Annotated in this window: 16 protein-coding genes; 15 read left to right on the forward strand and 1 reads right to left on the reverse strand. The window is 59.9% G+C overall.

Features of this window, described 5'->3' with window-relative positions; all coding sequences use genetic code 11:
- The 13 genes from ACZ9H3_RS02545 (at position 1) to ACZ9H3_RS02605 (ending at position 12,206) form a co-directional block, all read left to right on the forward strand.
- Positions 1 to 603 carry a phage tail protein I gene (locus tag ACZ9H3_RS02545; RefSeq protein WP_476219417.1) on the forward strand — a complete coding sequence of 201 codons (603 nt, stop codon included), beginning with the start codon at positions 1 to 3 and terminating at the stop codon, positions 601 to 603.
- Entirely contained in the window at positions 603 to 2,684 is a 2,082-nt protein-coding gene (locus ACZ9H3_RS02550) for a phage tail protein (protein WP_476219419.1), read from the forward strand. Before ACZ9H3_RS02545 ends, ACZ9H3_RS02550 begins: the two co-directional genes overlap by 1 nt.
- The gene (locus ACZ9H3_RS02555; RefSeq protein ID WP_476219421.1) at positions 2,681 to 3,118 is read left to right on the forward strand and encodes a tail fiber assembly protein; all 438 of its coding nucleotides are present in this window, start codon (positions 2,681 to 2,683) and stop codon (positions 3,116 to 3,118) included. The genes ACZ9H3_RS02550 and ACZ9H3_RS02555 overlap by 4 nt, the downstream gene beginning before the upstream one ends.
- An 87-nt stretch (positions 3,119 to 3,205) precedes the next feature.
- The gene (locus ACZ9H3_RS02560) at positions 3,206 to 4,372 is read left to right on the forward strand and encodes a phage tail sheath subtilisin-like domain-containing protein (RefSeq protein ID WP_476219423.1); all 1,167 of its coding nucleotides are present in this window, start codon (positions 3,206 to 3,208) and stop codon (positions 4,370 to 4,372) included.
- 12 nt (positions 4,373 to 4,384) lie between these two features.
- Complete coding sequence (locus tag ACZ9H3_RS02565; protein ID WP_476219425.1) at positions 4,385 to 4,894, forward strand: phage major tail tube protein; 510 nt, start codon at positions 4,385 to 4,387, stop codon at positions 4,892 to 4,894.
- Between the two features lie 11 nt (positions 4,895 to 4,905).
- Positions 4,906 to 5,208, forward strand: a complete 303-nt coding sequence (locus ACZ9H3_RS02570; RefSeq protein WP_476219427.1) for a phage tail assembly protein — start codon at positions 4,906 to 4,908, stop codon at positions 5,206 to 5,208.
- Positions 5,209 to 5,349: 141 nt separating this feature from the next.
- Complete coding sequence (locus tag ACZ9H3_RS02575) at positions 5,350 to 7,986, forward strand: phage tail tape measure protein (RefSeq protein ID WP_476219429.1); 2,637 nt, start codon at positions 5,350 to 5,352, stop codon at positions 7,984 to 7,986.
- Positions 7,987 to 7,995: 9 nt separating this feature from the next.
- Entirely contained in the window at positions 7,996 to 8,841 is an 846-nt protein-coding gene (locus ACZ9H3_RS02580) for a phage tail protein (RefSeq protein WP_476219431.1), read from the forward strand.
- Positions 8,816 to 9,022 (forward strand): tail protein X, encoded by a 207-nt coding sequence (locus ACZ9H3_RS02585; protein WP_476219433.1) that lies wholly within the window; start codon positions 8,816 to 8,818, stop codon positions 9,020 to 9,022. The genes ACZ9H3_RS02580 and ACZ9H3_RS02585 overlap by 26 nt, the downstream gene beginning before the upstream one ends.
- A 65-nt stretch (positions 9,023 to 9,087) precedes the next feature.
- Positions 9,088 to 10,134, forward strand: a complete 1,047-nt coding sequence (locus ACZ9H3_RS02590; RefSeq protein ID WP_476219434.1) for a phage late control D family protein — start codon at positions 9,088 to 9,090, stop codon at positions 10,132 to 10,134.
- Positions 10,135 to 10,175: 41 nt separating this feature from the next.
- Positions 10,176 to 10,727: a glycoside hydrolase family 19 protein gene (locus ACZ9H3_RS02595; RefSeq protein ID WP_476219436.1), complete on the forward strand. Its 552-nt coding sequence runs from the start codon at positions 10,176 to 10,178 to the stop codon at positions 10,725 to 10,727.
- The gene (locus tag ACZ9H3_RS02600; protein WP_476219438.1) at positions 10,724 to 11,257 is read left to right on the forward strand and encodes a lysis system spanin subunit; all 534 of its coding nucleotides are present in this window, start codon (positions 10,724 to 10,726) and stop codon (positions 11,255 to 11,257) included. The genes ACZ9H3_RS02595 and ACZ9H3_RS02600 overlap by 4 nt, the downstream gene beginning before the upstream one ends.
- A 154-nt stretch (positions 11,258 to 11,411) precedes the next feature.
- On the forward strand, positions 11,412 to 12,206 hold the full coding sequence (locus tag ACZ9H3_RS02605) for a DNA adenine methylase (protein WP_476219440.1): 795 nt from the start codon (positions 11,412 to 11,414) through the stop codon (positions 12,204 to 12,206).
- A gap of 399 nt (positions 12,207 to 12,605) precedes the next feature.
- On the opposite strand, the gene ACZ9H3_RS02610 is transcribed toward ACZ9H3_RS02605, so the two are convergent.
- On the reverse strand, positions 12,606 to 13,280 hold the full coding sequence (locus tag ACZ9H3_RS02610) for an SOS response-associated peptidase (RefSeq protein WP_476219442.1): 675 nt from the start codon (positions 13,278 to 13,280) through the stop codon (positions 12,606 to 12,608).
- Positions 13,281 to 13,381: 101 nt separating this feature from the next.
- On the opposite strand from ACZ9H3_RS02610, the gene ACZ9H3_RS02615 reads away from it, so the two are divergent.
- Together ACZ9H3_RS02615 and umuC are read left to right on the forward strand one after the other, a co-directional pair.
- On the forward strand, positions 13,382 to 13,807 hold the full coding sequence (locus tag ACZ9H3_RS02615) for a LexA family protein (RefSeq protein WP_102052080.1): 426 nt from the start codon (positions 13,382 to 13,384) through the stop codon (positions 13,805 to 13,807).
- On the forward strand, positions 13,800 to 15,074 hold the full coding sequence (umuC, locus tag ACZ9H3_RS02620) for a translesion error-prone DNA polymerase V subunit UmuC (protein ID WP_476219445.1): 1,275 nt from the start codon (positions 13,800 to 13,802) through the stop codon (positions 15,072 to 15,074). Before ACZ9H3_RS02615 ends, umuC begins: the two co-directional genes overlap by 8 nt.
- The last annotated feature ends 263 nt before the right edge of the window (positions 15,075 to 15,337 follow it).

A 15,337-nucleotide genomic window follows, 5' to 3' on the forward strand; every position in this document is an offset into this window, starting at 1 on the left:
ATGCAGAGCCTCTTACCGCTCAACAGCACGCCGCTAGAGCTGGCTGTTGAGGCCGCATCAGTCGAAGACCTGAAGGTCAACCTGCGCACCTTGTACAACCCCGATACCTGCCCGGCACACCTGCTGTATCAGCTGGCCTGGGCCTGGTCGGTGGACCGCTGGGACGACACCTGGCCGGAGTCGATCAAGCGTTCGGTGATTCGCTCGTCGTTCTACATCCATGCACACAAGGGCACCATCGGCGCGCTGCGCCGGGTGGTGGAGCCGTTCGGCTACCTGATCGAGGTGATCGAGTGGTTCAACACGGTGCCCGAGGGTGTGCCCGGCACCTTCGCGCTCAAGATCGGTGTGTCTGACGAGGGGATCAGCGAAGAAACCTATCAGGAACTGACCTGGCTGATTGATGACGCGAGGCCGGTCAGCCGGCACATGACCGGGCTGGCCATCAGTCTGGAAACCGTCGGTTCAATTTTTCTGGGTGCTTCGGTCTACGACGGCGACGAGCTTGATATCTACCCGCCTGCAGCGAGCGACATCGATGTCACTGGCATCATCGGGCGCGGTGGGCGAGAGCACACTATTGACTATCTGGATATCTACTAATGATTGACCAGAACTCTCAGTTCTACGCGATCCTCACGAATGTGGGCGCCGCGAAACAGGCCAATGCCGATGCCTTGGGCATCCCCTGGGTACTCACCCACATGGGCATTGGTGATGCAAACCCAACGGGGCTGGAGAGCCCGGCGCTACCCATGCCTGACGGCAGTTGGACCAGCCTGCTCAATGAGTGGCGTCGGGCGCCGCTGAACCAGCTCAAGGTCGACGACAAAGACAGTGCCATTATCATCGCTGAGCAGGTGATCCCGGCCGAGGTCGGCGGTCGCTGGATTCGAGAAATTTCCCTGTACGACGCAGATGGTGACTTGGTTGCGGTGGCCAACTGTCCTCCGACTTACAAGCCTATGCTCAGTCAGGGCTCTGGCCGCACTCAGGTTGTGCGCATGAACCTGGTGGTGAGCAGTTCCAGCAACATCCAGCTCAAGATTGACCCGAGTGTCGTGCTGGCAACCCGCGAGTTTGTCGCTGAAGAGCTGGCGAAGCAGGACTTCAAGCACTCAGTGTTGGTTGCAACCACCGGGCCCATCATGCTCAGTGGCCAGCAGACCATTGACGGCATTGCCCTGACGGCAGGGGTGCGTGTGTTGGTGAAACATCAGGCTGCCGCCAAGGACAATGGACTGTATGTCGTTGCGCCTGGCGCCTGGACACGTTGTACCGATGCGAACACTAGCGCCAAGGTGACGCCGGGGTTATTGGTGCTGGTAGAAAAGGGCACGCTCAACGGCGACAGCGCTTGGCAACTGGTCACCGACGGTCCAATTTCCTTGGGCGTATCGGCGTTGGCCTTTGAAATGGCGTTCGGGCGAACAGGGGTAGCGGAGGGCACCTATCGCAGCGTTACAGTCGACAAGTACGGCCGTGTGGTGGGGGCGACCAATCCGACTACAGTGGCGGGATATGGCCTGACCGACGTCTACACCAAGACGCAGATCGATCAAGCACTGTTGCTCAAGGCCAATTTACTGAGCCCTGCACTTACCGGCACTCCAACCACCCCAACACCTGCTCCAGGCAGCAGTTCAAAGCAGGTGGCGAATGCTGAGTTCGTGCGTACAGAGGTTGCTGCACTGGTTGGCTCTGCGCCTGCAGCGCTTGATACATTGAGCGAATTGGCCGGCGCACTGGGTGGTGATGAGAATTTCGCTACTACGGTAACCAATTCGTTGGCCGGCAAGGTTGCTCTCAGCGACAAGGCCACGCAGCAGGATGCTGAAACCGGTACGAATGATACCAAGTGGATGACGCCGTTACGGGTTTTCCAGGCCATTGCCAAGGTGGTCACTCAGGCGACAGAAACTAAGCTTGGCTGGGCGAAGCTGGCGACTCAGCAAGACGCTGAAACAGGCACCGAAAATACGAAGATCATGCCCCCGCTAAGGGTCGCTCAGCTCGCATTGAAGATGCTCAATAGCTGGGGGATTGGCACCGATAATCCGCCTGCCTTAACAACGTTCAACGGAAACACCAAGACGGGGTTCTATGTGGGTTACGGTGCGACGGCGCCTAACGCAACGCCTGGATGCCCACCTGAAAGCGCTAAAAACCTGCTGGGTATTGTTGCTGTTAACGTCCGTAACGACGCCACGTACTACTTCGCGTTTGAGAACGGTCCAACGGTGGCGTCCCGGCGTTATTGGGTAGGTCAATGGAACGATAATATCGGGACGGTTTTCTGGTCGCGTCTGATGACCTTTGACCAGATTGCAACTCAGGTACAGGTTGACGAAGGTGTTGACGACGCGACAATCGTTACCCCTAAGAAAATGCGCTGGGGCTGGGCGGCTTCCTTCACCCAAAACGGCTACATTCTATTCCCCACCTGGCTGGGCAGCTTCCTGATTCAGTGGGTATCGGTCAGCACAACCACAACAGCAACGGCGGCATTTACCTGGCCACTGGCGTTCTCGTCGTTTGTGCGTTCGGTGGGCATTGCTCATTCATCTGCACCGACCATTGGCAACCTGAATGGCGTTACGCCTAACGGTGGAAATGCTGACACTTACAACGCATCTGGTTCTCGCATGAACGGAAACGTTCAGGTAATTGGAGTGGGTAAATGACACGTCTCTACAGCCAAACAACAGGGAACTGCTATCTGGTCGATGGACCGCTGGCACCCCCACCGGACGCGGTACCAATCAGTGATGAGCGTTTTCTGGCGGTGATTGCCGAGCCGGCTCCAGGCAAGGTTCGTGGTCATGATGCTGAGGGCTTGCCCATTCTCATCGATCCCCCGGTTCATGTTCTGACGGTTGATGAATTGGCTGCCGCTGAGCGCCTGTGGCGTGATGGCCAGGTCAGCACCACCGAGTGGCTGGTAACGCGCCACCGCGACGAGTTGGACATGCAGCGGCCGACCACGCTGACAACTGAGCAGCTCGCCCAACTGTTGACCTATCGGCAGGAGTTACGCGACTGGCCGCTAGCGCTCCAGTTCCCCAGTCCGGCCGGGCGTCCTGTAGCACCGCCCTGGATCACCGAGCAAACCCAATAACGCCCCGCACTGTCGGGGCGTTTTTATTCCTGGCTTCACCCCTTACAGCCCTGCATTGCAGGGCTTTTTCGTATCTGGAGTACATCCATGAGTGGATTCTTTCACGGCGTTACCGTAACGACCGTGGACACCGGGGCGCGCACCATCGCGCTGCCGTCGTCCTCGATCATCGGCCTGGTCGACACCTTCACCGAGGCTCCTGCCTTCAGCGCTAAGGTCAATGACCTGGTGCTGATCACCAGCGAGCGCGAAGCCATCGCGGCGTTTGGTGAAGGCTCGGCGATCACCAAGGCGTGCCAGGCGATCTACACCCGCGCCAAGGCGGTCATTGTCGCGTGCGGCGTGGCCAAGCTTGAGGACGCTGCCGAGCAAACCTCGGCGATCATTGGCGGCGTTTTGGCCGATGGCAAGCGTACCGGCCTGCAGGCGTTGCTCGATGGTAAAAGCCGTTTCAACGCACAGCCGCGGTTGCTGGTCACCCCGAAACACAGTTCGACCCTGGCGGTTGGTACCGCGCTGGTGGCGCTGGCTGACAAGCTGCGCGGCCTGGCCATCCTCGACGGCCCGAACACTACCGATGAAGCGGCGATGGAATACGCCGAGAACTTCGGCGCGAAGCGTGCCTATCTGGTCGACCCCGGTGTGCAGTATTGGGATACCACGAAAAACGCAACGGTCGATGCACCGGGTTCGGCCTGGGTGGCGGGCCTGTTCGCCTGGACCGATACCGAGTACGGCTTCTGGGCTTCGCCATCGAACAAGGAGTTCGTCGGTATCACCGGCACCACGCGCCCGGTCGAGTTTCTGGACGGCGACCAAACCTGCCGGGCCAACCTGCTCAACAACGCGAATATCACCACCATCATTCGGGATGACGGCTACCGCCTGTGGGGCAACCGCACCCTGTCCAGTGATCCGAAATGGGCGTTCGTCACCCGCGTGCGGACGATGGACATCGTCATGGACGCGATCCTCTACGGCCACAAGTGGGCGGTCGACCGCTCGATCACCGCGACCTACGTCAAGGATGTGACCGAAGGCCTGCAGAACTTCATGCGCGACCTGAAGAACCTAGGCGCGATCATCAATTTCGAGGTCTTCGCGGACACCGAGTTGAACACCGCCAGTCAGCTGGAGCAGGGCAAGGTGTACTGGAACATTCGTTTCACCGACGTGCCGCCTGCAGAAAACCCAACCTTCCGGGTCGAGGTCACCAATCAATGGCTGACCGAAGTCCTCGATGCCGCCGCTTAAGGAGCGCACCCCATGGCAATGATTCCTCAAACCCTGGCGAACATGAACCTGTTCGCCGACGGCATCAGCTTCCAAGGCGATGTGCCCAGCCTCACCCTGCCCAAACTGACCCTCAAGACCGAGGAGCACCGTGCCGGAGGCATGGATATGGGGATCGAGCTTGACCAGGGCATGGAGAAGATGGAGGCCGGGTTTGTTACCACCGGCGTGCGGCGTGAGTCGCTGAAGTTCTTCGGCCTGGCGGATGGCACGGCGTTCAACGGTACGTTCCGGGGGGCCTTCAAAGGCCAAAAGGGCAAGATCACCGAGGTCGTGGTCACCCTGCGCGGCATGCTCAAAGAAGTCGATATGGGCGACTGGAAGGCCGGCGACAAGGCCGAGATCAAGCACAACGTGGCGGTCACCTACTACAAGCTGGAGATCGAAGGCCGCGTGATGTACGAAATCGACCCGCTTGGCATGAAGCGCGTCATCAATGGTGTCGATCAGCTCGCCGCCCAACGTTCGGCCCTTGGCCTGTAAGGAAAAACCCGATGACTCAAGCAAAGAAAACCCCTAGCTGGCTGACCCTGAGTGCTGACCGCGTGGTGGTAAAGCTCTCCCGCCCCGTTGAGGCCAACGGCGTGCAGGTTGATAGCTTGTCCCTGCGAGCGCCGACAGTGCGTGACATTCGTAACGCGCAGTTGACTGCAGGCAGTGACGAAGAGCAGCGCGAACTGAACCTGTTCGCGTCCCTGGCCGAAGTCAGTCCAAAGGATCTGGAGGGGGTGGCGCTGAAGGACTACAGCCGCCTGCAGACCGCCTACTTTCGCCTGGTGCAAGACGACGAACTTTGATCCGACCGTGCAAAAGATTGTGGCAAAGCGGCTCGCCAAGGAGCTGAACTTTTCCGCCGCTGAACTCATGACCATGTCGTTTTCCGACATGGTCTGGTGGCTCACGGATTGAGCCTGCTTTCGCACGCATAGGGGTTTCCGATGGCGAACAAGCTGGCGTTAGGGCTGGTGATCGGCGGCGCAGTCAGTGCGACGGTGGGCGCCGCCTTCAGCACGGTCGAAGGCCGTATCAAAAAACTGGAGCAGCAGGGCAACAACGCCAAGGTGTTGAAGAACACCATCGGCGAAACCATGCGCTTGCGCGACGAGTGGAAGAAAGCGCATGACAGCGGCTCGGCCTCGGCCAGTGGCCTGCTGCGCAAGCTGGAGTCCAATCTGGATAGCCTGCGCAAGCAGGGCGTGGAAGTCGGGCGACTGGCCAAGGAGTACCAAGCCCTCGGCCGGGTAGCCAAGGGCGTTGATCTGCAGATGAAAGGCCATCAGCAGATCGAGCAGGGCAAGGCCAGCCTCAAGTCGGGGATCGGCCAGGCCGTTGCTGGTGTCGGTGCGGCAGCGGTACCGACCACGATCAGCGCGGGCTATCAGGCGATCATCCGTGACATTGCGATCAAGGCCGACGTGGCCAACAAGCCACAAGAACAGGAAATGACCCGCGCCATTATCCAGACCTCGCAGGATACGGGGATGGGGCGCAATGACGTTGCCGACCTGGTGAACCAACTGGTCGGCGCCGGTATGGAGCTGGACAAGGCGCTGGCCTATGCGCCGGTGGCGGCGAAGTTCGCCGTAGGCCAGGGGGCAAGCGGCGTCGACACGGCCAACATGATTCAGGCGCTGCAGCAGAACGCCAAGATCAGCGACCCCAAGGTCATGGAGAAAGCCCTGGAGGGCATTGCGCTGCAGGGGCAGGCCGGTAGCTTTGAAGCGGCCGACATGGCCAAGTGGTTTCCGCAACTGCTCGCCGGCATGGAGAAGCTGGGCATCAGTGGCCCGGACTCGGTTGCTCAACTGGGTTCGATGCTGCAGGTGCAGATGAAGACGGCCGGCAGTTCGGATGAGGCGGCCAACAACCTGAAGAACTGGATGGAGAAAATCGGTTCGGGCGATGTGGTCAAGGCCTACAAGGATGCTGGCATTGACTACAACGGGTCGCTGAACACCGGCATACAGAACGGTATGTCGACGCTGGAGTCGAGCTTTGCCCTGGCGCAACGCTACGTCGAGGCGACCAATCCCGAGCAGGCCAAGAAAATGGCCGAGGAGACGGCCAAGATCAGCAAGGAGACTGATCCGGCCAAGGCCCAGGCCATGCTCGACGCGCTGGGCAAAGCCCTGCGTACTGGCGATATCTTCGCTGACATGCAGGTCAAGGCGGCGCTGACTGCCTACTCAGCCAACCGAGGCTTGTACGAGAAGCTGAAAAACGACGCCAAAGACGCCACCGGCATTCTCGACAAGAACCTGGCCGAGCGCCGGGAAACCTCGGCGCAGATGTGGGCGGAGATGGGGCATGCGGTGGACGACAGCATGCGTGCCATCGGTGATGCCATCCGCCCGGCAACGGACATGGCTGCGCAAGGCCTGACGTGGGTGGCCCGTTCGCTGACCCGCGTTACTGAAACGGCCTCGCCACTGGTACTGGGGGTTACTGCACTCGGTGCCGGATTCATCGCCCTGAAAAACGCGATGGCCGTGCTCAAGATCGGCAAGGGCATGCTCAACGTCGCCCGTGGCTCGATGATGGGCGACCCAAAGGTCGTGCAGCGCGTGTTCGTCACCAACGCCCCGGCATCTGGCGGGGGCAGCGGCGGCGCGGGTGACCTTGGCGATGCGGATGGCAAGCGTGACAAGCGCAGCAAGGGCGGCAAGGGGCGCTCCGGTGGCGGTCTGAGCGTCGGCAGTGTGGTCAAAGGTGCAGCCGCCATCGCGGTCGTTGACGCAGGCATGAAGGCCGTCGACACCTACCAGAACGCCGAAACCCGAGACGAGAAAGCCGAGGGTTACGGCGAGGCGGCAGGCGGCCTGGCAGGCACTCTGGCGGGTGCTGCTGCCGGTGCTGCGGTCGGTTCCTTGGTGCCGGTTATCGGTACCGCCGTGGGCGGTGTGGTTGGCGGCATCCTTGGCTCGATGGGCGGGACGGACCTCGGCGGCTGGTTGGGTAAAAAGCTGTTCGGGGGTGAGGATGATCCGGTTGCTGAGGCACCTGCTGAAACACCTGCTGCTGCACCGATCTCGCTGCTCAAGCCGGTTCAGGTTGGGCCTGCGGTGCCAAGCCTTGGCGCGACAGCGCAAGCCTTTGCCCCGAAGGCCGGGCCGATTGCAGCTCATGCGGTAGGGCCCGTGTCGCAGCCCGTCGTGGCCTCAACGCCGGTGTCCTATGACCCGCGCGACCCTGGCTCAAAAGACCCGTTCGTGCTGCCCGCGCTGACCAACAAGGTCAGGTTTCCGGGCGCCGCGCCGGTGCGGCCCGATGCGCTGCCACCGCCGCCAAACATGGGGGATGTGGTGCGCTCGATGGCGGTGGCCAAGCCTGCTGCCGAGGCGGTACCGGCGATCCTCAAGGCGCCGGAGGCGAGCAAGCCCGAGCCGAAGCCGGAGCCGCCCAAGATCGACCAGCAGTTCACGTTCTCCCCGTCGCTGTCTGTGACGGTTCAGGGCGATGTGAAAGACCCGGCGCAATTGGCTCGGGATCTGTCGCCGCACCTGCAACGCCTGTTCGATGACTTCAGTCGTCAGGCTGCAGCCCGTCAAATGTTTGATGCCCCGCATGTGGGCTAAGGAGGTGTTATGGCCTATGCCGAGCAGATGCAGTCGGCGCTCAAGTCGCTGGTGGCAGCGGGTGAAGCAGGGCGCCGCAATATGGACGACATGCTGGGCCCCATGAACGGTGCCATCAGCGACATGACCGGCGCGGCCTCGGAGCTGGAGAACGTGCCGTTTGTGGGGCCAGCGCTGGGCGAGAAATTGCAGCGGACCATGCGCGGTATCAACGCCGCGCAAGCCAAGGTCGGGCAGGTGGTGGCCACCTACTCGCGGGCCACCACCGCCATGTCGCAGATTCAGGAGCGCATGGGGGCGATGAAGGAGCAGGCAGCCCGAGCTGGCGCGGCGATCAACCGCATAGCCGGCAAGGTCAGCCCGTCCCTGGCCAACATCCTGCCGACCGGCAGTTTTGCCACCGAGTTGACCCCGGCCGCTGAGGCGGTGAAGCCGTTCCCGCACCTGCTGATCATTCAGTCGCTCAAGCCCGAGGCGCAGCCGTACTACTTCAACCTGGACACGGCGGCCTTTGATGAGCTGCGCCGGCAGACCGCGTTCCGCTGGGCGGGTCAGGAGCGCCTGACGCGCAGTATCGCCCAGCAGGCGGTGGGACAGGGCGAGGACAAGCTGAGCCTCAAGGGTGCTATTTATCCGCTGTTCAAGGGTGGGATCAGGCAATTGGACACGCTGCGCAGCATTGGCCGGCAACTGCAGCCGCTGACCCTGACCACGGGTTACGGCGAGGTGCTGGGTAACTGGTGCCTGCTCAGTGTCGCCGAAGACCAGAGCGCACTGCTCGCGGGTGGCATCCCGCGTAAACAAGGGTTCTCCCTGGAGTTTGTAGCCTATGGCGACGATATGCAGAACGTCTGACGGGGATCTGCTCGACACCCTGTGCCAGAACTATTACGGGCACCTCAACGGCTCTGTCGAGGCGGTGCTTGATGCCAACCAGGGTCTGGCGGATGAACCCCAACCGTTTCGGGCTGGGGTGCTGATCCGCCTGCCTGAGCTGCAGGCGGTGACCGAGGAAGCCATTCAGCTGTGGGATTAGCCACGGCGTTACGCGTAACGGAGCCCCGCCCCAGTGTGGGGTTTTTCATTTCTGGAGCCTGAACAATGCAACCTGTTTTCCGCATCGTTGCTGACAGCAAGGACATCACCTCGCTGATCAACGACCGGCTGTTGCTGCTGCGCACCTCGGACAAGCCCGGTATGGAGTCGGACGAGTTTGAGCTGCGCATTGATGACCGCGACGGCGCGGTGGCGCTGCCCAAACGCGGCGCGAGCATTGAGGTTTACATGGGGTATGCCGGTCAGTCACTTGCGCGCCTGGGGCGTTACACCGTCGATGAGATCGAGCTTTCAGGCCCACCTGACAGCATCGTCATTCGCGGCAAAGCCGGTGACATGCGCGGCAGCGGCAAGACCACCCGTAGCGGAAGTTGGGAAGGCGTGCCGCTGCAGCAGATCGTGCGGGACATTGCAGCGCGCAATGGCTGGCAGCCGGTGTGCTCGGTGCAAACCAAAGTCCCCCGCGTCGACCAGCTCAATGAGTCGGACTTTAACTTCATCACCCGGCTGGCCAGGCAATACGACTGCACGGCCAAGGTCGCTGATGGCAAGTTGATGGTGATGCCTCGACAGGGTGGCCAGAGCGCAAGCGGCAAGACGCTGGGTGTTGTTGTCATCAAGCGTAGCGACGTCAGCCGCTGGCAGTTCCGCCTCGGTGACAAGACCACGCACAAGGCCGTGCAGACCAAGCATCAGGACAAGAAAAGCGGAAAGCTGCAGGTGGTCGACCTCGGCAACGATGAATCGCCCGACGGCCTGCCACCCGTGCATACCGACCGGCATATCTACCCGAACAAGTCCGCCGCCGAACAGGCCGCCAAGGCGCGCCTGGCCGCGTTCAACCGCAGCACTGCAGGTGTGCGCCTGGAGATGGCGGGGCGCCTCGATCTGTTCGCTGAACGGATGATCAACGCCCAGGAGTTCAAGCCCGGGCTTGATGGTGAGTACCTGGTCGATTCGGTCGAGCAGGTGTTTACCCAGTCCGGCTGGTCCACCACCGTCGAATGCAACGGCGGCAAACAGGGCAAGGCCAAGGCGAAGGGCGGGAAGAAAAAGAAAGAGACCAAGCCGCTCAAGGTTGTGCAGCTCTAACCCCTATCGGCCGCAGCGCGGCCATCATTGGAGAACACCGTATGCCTATCACTGCGCAGCAACTGCTGCAGATCCTCCCCAACGCCGGCGCAAAAGCCGGCGTTTTTGTTCCTGCCCTCAACGCCGCCATGGGCAAGTACGGCATCGTCACCCGGCTACGGATCGCGGCCTTCGTGGCGCAGATCGGTCACGAATCTGGGCAACTGCGCTATGTGCGCGAACTGGGTGGCGACAGCTACCTGGCCAAGTACGACACCGGCAAGCTGGCCAAGGCCTTGGGCAACACACCTGCGCCCGATGGTGATGGTCAAAAGTACCGGGGCAGGGGGCTGATTCAGATCACAGGGCATGACAACTATGAGGCCTGCAGCGAGGCGTTGTTTGGCGATAGCCGTTTGCTCAATACGCCGGAGATGCTGGAACACCCGGTTTACGCGGCTTTGTCGGCTGGCTGGTTCTGGCATCGGGCAGGCCTGAACACCTTGGCTGATAAGGGCGACTTTCTGCTGATCACCAAACGTATCAATGGCGGTACCAACGGCCTGGCTGACCGCGAAGCCTTGTATGCCACTGCGCTAAAGGTGCTGCCATGAAGTCGCTGGGGCTGAGTGTCGTGCTGTCCATCACTCTGCTGGCCTTGTTACTGGGGCTTGCGCTGGGTGGTTTAGCCGCGTGGAAATGGCAGGCCAATAGCTACGACAAGCAATTGGCTAAGCAGGGCGAAGACTTCCAACGAGAGCGCAACGAAGCCTCTGTGGCCATGCTCGACTGGCAGCGGGACGAACAGGTAAAGCGCCGAGCGCTTGAAGACCGTCTACAGGCAAATGATGAAACCCACTACAAGGAACTGCTCGATGCGCAAAAACTTCAGGATCGCTTGCGTGACCGCCTCGCTACTGCTGATTTGCGGCTGTCAGTCTTACTCGCCGCTCCCGCCACCGCCCCGAGTAGTGGCAGTGGGGTGCGAGAAGCCTCCGGCCCCAGCGGCGTGGTTCATGGAAGCACGCGAGCCGAACTTGACCCAGCGCATGCTCAACGAATTGTCGCCATCACCGGAGACGGCGACCAAGGATTGATCGCCCTGCAGGCCTGTCAGGCCTACGTGCGCGAGCTCGTACATTGAAATGAAAGGAGCGAGCCGAGTGGATGCGTCAACATCCAGCCGGCCCGCCGAACCCGCAGACCCTTCCTGCAAGTCCAGCCGAGGCTCCTGCTCCGTGCACAAAGCGCGGCGAGCCTAACACCTGTTTATCCATACAGTAAAGACTTGCTCTCAAATGACGACTCCAATCATTCCCTGGATGGGTGGTAAACGCCGCCTGGCCGACCGCTTGATCCCTCTCTTTCCCCCTCATGAATGCTACGTCGAGGTCTTCGCCGGTGGTGCTGCGCTGTTCTTCATGCGTCCGCAGCCCGCGCCGGTGGAGGTGCTCAACGATCTCAATGGTGACCTGGTTACGCTCTATCGGGTGGTGCAGAACCACCTGGAGGAATTCGTCCGCCAGTTCAAATGGGCGCTGAGCTCACGGCAGATTTTTGAATGGCAGAAGATGGCCCGGCCCGAGACGCTGACGGACATCCAGCGTGCCGCCCGGTTCTTTTACCTGCAGCAGCACGCTTTCGGCGGCAAGGTCACTGGACAGACGTTCGGTACCGCGACCACCGGCCCGGCCATCAACCTACTGCGTATCGAGGAAAACCTTTCAACTGCCTGGCAGCGCCTCGCCGGTACCTACGTCGAAAACCTGCCCTGGTTGGAATGCGCCGAGCGCTACGACCGGGCACACACGTTTCATTACATGGATCCGCCGTACTGGCAGACTGCAGGGTATGGCCTCGACTTTCCCTTTGAAAACTACGAGCGTATGGCCGCGTTCATGCGGTGCTGTAAGGGCAAGGTGATGGTCAGCATCAACGACCACCCGGACATCCGGCGTGTTTTCGACGGCTTCCATTTCGAGACTTTGGATATCCGCTATACCACCGCGAACCAGCGGCAGGGCAAGGCTGAGGTAACGGGTGAGCTGATCATCATGAATTGGACGCCGTCTGCACTTGGCAGCCTGTTTTAACCAATGACCATCATCTGGATCAATCTGATGATTTCGATTGCCAAGATGAGGATAAGTTTAATGGTCATATAATTCTCCAGGCTGAGTTGGGCCGCCCTGGCGTAATTTTTTGCGCCGGGGTGGTGTGGTGCGTTGATGTAGGGCGAGATTAAATAAGTAAACTTATGGGTGCGTCAAGGTCTGATGTTCAAAAAGCTCAAAAATGCCTCTGGGTCGCGTGCTGTCTGGCTTGTGCAGTAGTGAGTTTGTGTTTTTTGCGTAATAGCAATTTTGTGTTTTTGAACATATGTGCTTTTGTGTTTTTATGTCTGGAGGGTGTTCGCTAATTCGCTAATTCGCTAATTCGTTAATTGGCTAAGTGCTTAAATACTTACGTACATATTGTGTGTTGGGGGTGCACTACTTTGACAACTGTTCAATTAGACTCGGACCTTGGTTTCTCGCGTTGCCCACGGACGCGCCAACCCGAAACCACTCGAATGCCTCCGAGGGTTCACCCAGATTCAGGACCATATGTTCGGCCTGTTGATTCGACGTAGTAGGGGTGAGCCATTCCCTGGCTAGCTCTGGTGCCAGAACAACAGGGCGGCGATCATGCACGTCTATCATTCCGCCTGCGCTGTCAGCGGTAATGATTACGAAGCCGTCATGCTCATTCGGGTCCGCGCTGAACTGGCCGATTGCGGCGCATAGCGCTGGGCGCCCATCGCGGCGCCTGATCAGGTAGGGCTGCTTTTTCGGCCCGCCTTCATCTACCCACTCAAACCAGTTGTCGATTGGAGCGATAGCCCTGTGCGGCCAGATCGCCCGAAAGAACGGGCTATGTGCAACCTTCTCCACTCGGGCATTGATTGGTGCTGCTCGATCCTTGGCCCAGTGTGGCCGCCATCCCCAGCGCACGAAATCCGCGTGCAGCTTCTCTTCTTCCAGTCGCAGCAGTGCTACCCGCGTCGTTGGCGCGACGTTGTAGCGTTCCAGCGGCTGGTCCCCAATGCTGTTCACTAGCGGGTAGGGCATGCTCAGGGCTTCCACGAAGTCGTGGATACCGTGGTACTGGCTCAACCGTCCGCACATTTTGACTCCCGCCTATCAGAAATCTCCCACATAAAAATTGACCGCAAGGCTCGTAAAACGTTAACTGTATATTCGTACAGTATTTTTTGGAGTCGTGCGTCATGAGCTATTCCATCATAGGCCCAATCGCCGAGGGCGGTCTGAAGCTGCCCCTGTGCCTGTTCCAGGTGCCTGCTGGTTTTCCCTCACCAGCGGCTGATCACATCGAGGCGCATATCTCCCTGGATGAAGTGCTCAACATCCGGGCACCTCATGTGTACCTGGTATCCATCACAGGTGAGAGCATGCAGGGCGCTGGGATCTTTGATGGAGACCTTGCGGTGGTCGACCGCTCGCTTGAGCCTGCGCACGGGCATATTGTTGTTGCGTTGCTGAACAACGACCCGGTGTGCAAGCGGCTGTGCATCCGAGGCAAGGACGTGATCCTGCTGTCCGAAAACCCCAAGTATCCACCGCGCTATGTTCTGGAAGGGGACGAGCTGTCGATCTGGGGTGTGATCACCGGCAGTGTACGCAGCCATGTCTAAAGCGCCCGTGTTTGCATTGATCGATTGCAACTCGTTCTACGCATCGTGCGAGAGGGTGTTTCGCCCGGACCTGGCCAAGGTGCCGATTGTCGTGCTGAGCAACAACGATGGCTGTGTCATTGCGCGCAGCTACGACGCGAAGCCCTTCGTGAAGATGGGTGAGCCGTACTTCCAGATCAAACACAAGCTCAAGCAGCATGGCATCGTGGCGTTCTCCTCGAACTACGCCCTTTACGGGGACATGAGCGAGCGGGTCATGACCCTGATCGAGTCCATGGTTCCAGCGGTCGAGGTCTACAGTATCGACGAAGCGTTCGCCGATCTGACCGGCATGGCTGACCTGGACCAGCTCGGCCGGCGTATTCGCAGCCAGGTGCTGCGTTGCACCGGTATTCCGGTCGGCGTCGGTATTGCTGGCACCAAGACCCTGGCCAAGCTGGCGAACCATACGGCCAAGCGCCTGCAGGCCCAGACTGGTGGTGTGGTTAACATCCGCGATCCCTTTAAGCGCGATTGGGTGCTGAGGAATACGGCGGTGTCGGAGGTGTGGGGCGTTGGCCGTCGCTTGAGCGCTCACTTTGAAGGCATGGGCATCAAGACCGCTATGGATCTGGCCAAGGCTGACGCGTGGATGCTGCGCAAAAAGTTTAGTGTGGTGGTCGAGAAGACCGCTCGCGAGCTGGCCGGTACGCCATGCCTGGAGCTCGATGATCCGGATCCGCCAAAGCAGGAGATCTGCTGCAGCCGAATGTTCGGCAAGCGCCTGCAGCAGTTGGCGCCTATCAAAGAGGCGGTGGCCACCTACATGATGCGCGCCTCGGAAAAGCTGCGGGCGCAAGGCTCTGTATGCAAGAGGATCAGGGTGAGCATTCGCACTGGCATGTTCAACCCTGATGAAGCCAAGTACGCCAATGGGGTGCTCGTCGAGTTGCCGTATCCGACTGATGATGTACGGCTACTGACGAAGGCTGCTGTCGATGCGCTCGAGCGCGTCTTCCGTCCAGGTTTCAATTACAGCAAGGCTGAGGTGCTGCTGATGAACCTCAGCCAGCGTGGCCAATATACAGACGACCTGTTCGCTGCAGCTCAGCCCGCTGAAGCGAGTCGGGTGATGGCGGTGCTTGACCAGATTAACGGGCGATGGGGCAGGGGAACGCTTCGATCTGCAAGCGTACCGGTGGATCCTGACTGGGGAATGCGCCGAGAGATGATGAGTCGGAGTTACACGACACGGCTTGATCAGCTTTGGCGAGTGAGCTGTACCTAAGAGGAAGTAGTTCTGGAAAATCGAACGCTTACCTATGCCAATTCACGTAAATCTATGCACGCTTGTGTCTGCGAAAAATATGGTTGGCTTAGGGGGGTAAGCGACTTCTAGACGTCGCCAGTAGTGATGCGATACCTTTGACGAATCAAATAACTGATCGAAAGACGATATGGACATCCATCATTACACGCGAGCATCGACCCTACCGCTAATTCTTCAAAGCGGGAAAATACGCTTTACACGAGCGGATCAGCTTGATGATG

The sequence above is a fragment of the Pseudomonas sp. TE3910 genome (assembly GCF_056279025.1).